Genomic DNA, 3,287 nt, shown 5'->3' with positions numbered 1-3,287 from the left:
CCGGGATCTCCCCCCTGCCGATGTATCCGTCCCTGCCCCGGGACACCCAGGACCGGGTGATCACCGCCCTGCGCCAGGTCCTGGCCCGCCTCTAGGAGCGCGGAGCACCGACCACCCCCAACAGTCGCACCGCAGACCTCGGTCGAGTGGTATCGGGTCCGGGTGCACCACCGCACCACCCGACAACGCTCCGACCGCGCCAACGAAAGCAGAACCATGTACGGCCAGGACTTCACCGACATCTCCGACCTCATCTACCAAGGACGCGGCAAGGACTACCGGGCAGAAGCCCAACACCTCGAATCCCTGATCCGCGCCCGCCTGCCCCACGCGCGCTCCCTGCTCGACGTCGGCTGCGGCACCGCCGCCCACCTGGCCGCCTTCACCCAATGGTTCGACGACCTCGCCGGACTCGACCTGTCCGAAAGCATGATCGCGACCGCACGCACCAAGAACCTGCCGGTCACCCTGCACCTGGCAGACATGAGCGACTTCTCCCTGGGCCGCACCTTCGACGTCATCACCTGCATGTTCGGGTCCATCGGCCACCCCACCAGCGTCCAAGCACTCACCGACACCCTTCGCTGCTTCGCCCACCACCTCACACCCGGCGGACTGGCCGCCGTCGACCCATGGTGGTTCCCCGACACCTTCCTGGACGGATTCGTCTCCGGCGACGTCATCCACCACCAAGACCGCACCATCGCCCGCGTCTCCCACTCCGTACGCGAGAACAACACCTCACGCATGCAGGTGCACTACACCATCGCCGACCCCACCACCGGCATCCGCCACTTCAGCGAGACCTACGTCGCCAGTCTGTTCACCCGACAGCAGTACGAAACCGCGTTCGAAACCGCTGGGTTCGACCTGGACTACCTCCCCCACCTGCACCGAGGGCGCGGCCTTTTCCTGGCCACACGCCGCTGACCCCCACCCCTGCCGAAAGGACCGAGCGGTTGAGCGAAACCACCCAGCCCACAACATCGCCCCTTGAAGAGACCAGGACGATGACCTCACGGCCCCTGGCCATCGCCGGAGCCCACGAATTCACCCCCACCGTCTTCCCCGACGAACGCGGGCTCTTCCTCGCCCCCTTCCAGGAACCCGCCTTCACCCAAGCCCTCGGGCACCCCCTCTTCCCCGTCGCCCAGTCCAACCACAGCCGCTCCAAACGCGGTGTCGTCCGCGGCATCCACTACACCCGCACACCCCCCGGCACCGCCAAGTACGTCTACTGCCCCACCGGACGCGCCATCGACATCGCGGTGGACATCCGCGTGGGCTCACCCACCTTCGGCCAGTGGGACAGCGTGCTGCTGGACCAGGAGCACTACCGGGCCGTCTACCTGCCCGTGGGCGTGGGCCACGCCTTCATCGCCCTTGAAGAGGACACCGTGATGTCCTATCTGCTCTCGGACTCCTACATCGCCCACAACGAACTCTCCCTGTCCCCCCTGGACCCCGAACTGGGCCTTCCCCTGCCCCAGAACGGCGAAGCGATCCTCTCCGCCCGCGACCAGGCAGCCCCTACCCTCGCCCAAGCCCACGAACAAGGACTCCTGCCCTCCTACACCGAGTGCCTCAGAGTTCAGGAAACAACGCACCACTGAACCCACCACACCGCCCCGTTCCCACGCCCAGTACCCGCAAGCTCACGAGACGCAGCACCGCAGACCCCGGCGCCAGCACGCGCCCCTCCCCTCCCACACCCCACGCCCGCAAACCCAGGAAGCCACGTGCCGCTGAATGAACGCCCCCTGGTCGTGGTGCTCGGAGCCTCCGGATTCATCGGCTCCGCCATCACCCGCCAACTCGCCCGACAACCCCTCCGCCTCAGACTCATCGCCCGAGGACCCACCCCCCTACCCCACAACCCCACCGCCCACATAGAAACCATCCGGGCCGACCTCACCCAGTCCGACACACTCACCCGCTGCGTCACCGACGCGGACGCCATCGTCCACCTCGTCGCCCACCTGGACACCGGCACCAGCTGGCGCGCCACCCACAGCGACAACACCGCCGAACGCGTCAACGTCGGCCTCACCCTGGGCCTCATCCACGCGCTGAGCGCCCACCCGCGCCCCGGACCACCACCCCAGGTGCTCTTCGCCGGAACCACCACCCAAGTCGGGCCCACCACCCGCACCCACCTGGACGGCACCGAACCCGACCATCCCCACAGCACCTACGACCGCCACAAACTCACCGCCGAGAACGCCCTCAAGGACGCCACCACCCAAGGCATCATCCGCGCCACCACCCTGCGCCTGCCCACCGTCTACGGCCCCGCCCCAGACCCCACCACCGGCGACCGCGGCGTCATCTCCACCATGATCCGCCGCGCCCTGAACGGCCAACCCCTGACCATGTGGCACGACGGCACCGTCCTACGCGACCTCGTCTACGTCGACGACATCGCCCACGCCTTCACCACCGCCCTCAACCATCCGGACTCCCTCGCCGGACACCACTGGCTCATCGGCACCGGCCACGGCACCCCCCTACGCGAAGCCTTCACCCACATCGCCCGCATCACCGCCCACACCACCGGCCAACCACCCGTCCCCGTCACCTCCGTCCCACCCCCCACCGAATCCGAGACCACCGACTTCCACAGCATGGTCATCGACCCCACACCCTTCCGAAGAATCACCGGCTGGCGCCCCCGCACCACCCTCACCGAAGGACTCCGCAGAACCGTCACCGCACTCACGGGATAGGCGTGGAGGAAATCCCCGGGCCACTTCGCACAGCCCACGTGTCCACGTCTCAGAGGCCCGGGACTCCGACACGTGGCCGGTCGCCTCCAGCCGTGCAGAGGTGGCGATTTTCGCAACGAAGACGAGGGTTGTCACTTCGTTACAGTGCACTCCGAGACTGCCTACGGCGAGATGAAAAGCCTTGCCAGACAAGGATTTTCGCTGACCCGCGACAAGAAGACCATCGTCGTGATGCGATTCTGACTGGTTGATTAGTCAAGCGCAACACAGTAGTAACTGGATGGCCCGTGCCCTCGAACCCGGAGGTGACCCGAGTCATCCGCTGGAACATCGACAACAAAGTCTTCTGGCCCGCGCTGATCATGGTGGTCGGCTTCAGCGCACCGTTCGTGATCGCGCCGAGAACGGGAGAACGCCTGCTCGGCGACGTCCTGGCCTGGCTCCAGTCCGACCTGGGCTGGGTGTACATGTGGTTCGTCGCCGGACTCGCGGTGCTGCTCGTCTGGCTCGTCTTCAGCCGATACGGCCGCATCAGGATGGGCGGTCCCGACGACCGGCCCG

At 67.0% G+C, this 3,287-nt stretch carries 3 protein-coding genes and 1 pseudogene; all 4 read left to right on the top strand.

Annotation, left to right across the window (positions count from 1 at the left end; all coding sequences use genetic code 11):
* Positions 1–216: 216 nt before the first annotated feature.
* A complete protein-coding gene (locus D452_RS0117095; protein WP_017545367.1) occupies positions 217–930 on the top strand; it encodes a class I SAM-dependent DNA methyltransferase in 714 nt (237 codons plus the stop codon).
* Positions 931–1,010: 80 nt separating this feature from the next.
* Positions 1,011–1,613: a dTDP-4-dehydrorhamnose 3,5-epimerase family protein gene (locus D452_RS0117090; RefSeq protein ID WP_017545366.1), complete on the top strand. Its 603-nt coding sequence runs from the start codon at positions 1,011–1,013 to the stop codon at positions 1,611–1,613.
* Positions 1,614–1,739: 126 nt separating this feature from the next.
* Positions 1,740–2,726 carry an NAD-dependent epimerase/dehydratase family protein gene (locus tag D452_RS0117085; RefSeq protein ID WP_017545365.1) on the top strand — a complete coding sequence of 329 codons (987 nt, stop codon included), beginning with the start codon at positions 1,740–1,742 and terminating at the stop codon, positions 2,724–2,726.
* A gap of 362 nt (positions 2,727–3,088) precedes the next feature.
* A pseudogene (locus tag D452_RS31730) lies at positions 3,089–3,229 on the top strand (hypothetical protein); the annotation flags it as partial.
* Between the last annotated feature and the right edge of the window lie 58 nt (positions 3,230–3,287).

Origin of the sequence: Nocardiopsis prasina DSM 43845, assembly GCF_000341265.1 — a bacterium.
GTDB classification, from domain to species: Bacteria; Actinomycetota; Actinomycetes; order Streptosporangiales; family Streptosporangiaceae; genus Nocardiopsis; species Nocardiopsis prasina.
The sequence above is the reverse complement of the archived record's forward strand: the minus strand, read 5'-3'. Positions and strand labels throughout refer to the sequence as shown.

Excerpts from the sequence above, each read along its gene's own strand:
- D452_RS0117095 (WP_017545367.1), top strand. The coding sequence starts at position 217 with ATGTACGGCCAGGACTTCACCGACATCTCCGACCTCATCTACCAAGGA.
- D452_RS0117090 (WP_017545366.1), top strand. The coding sequence starts at position 1,011 with ATGACCTCACGGCCCCTGGCCATCGCCGGAGCCCACGAATTCACCCCC.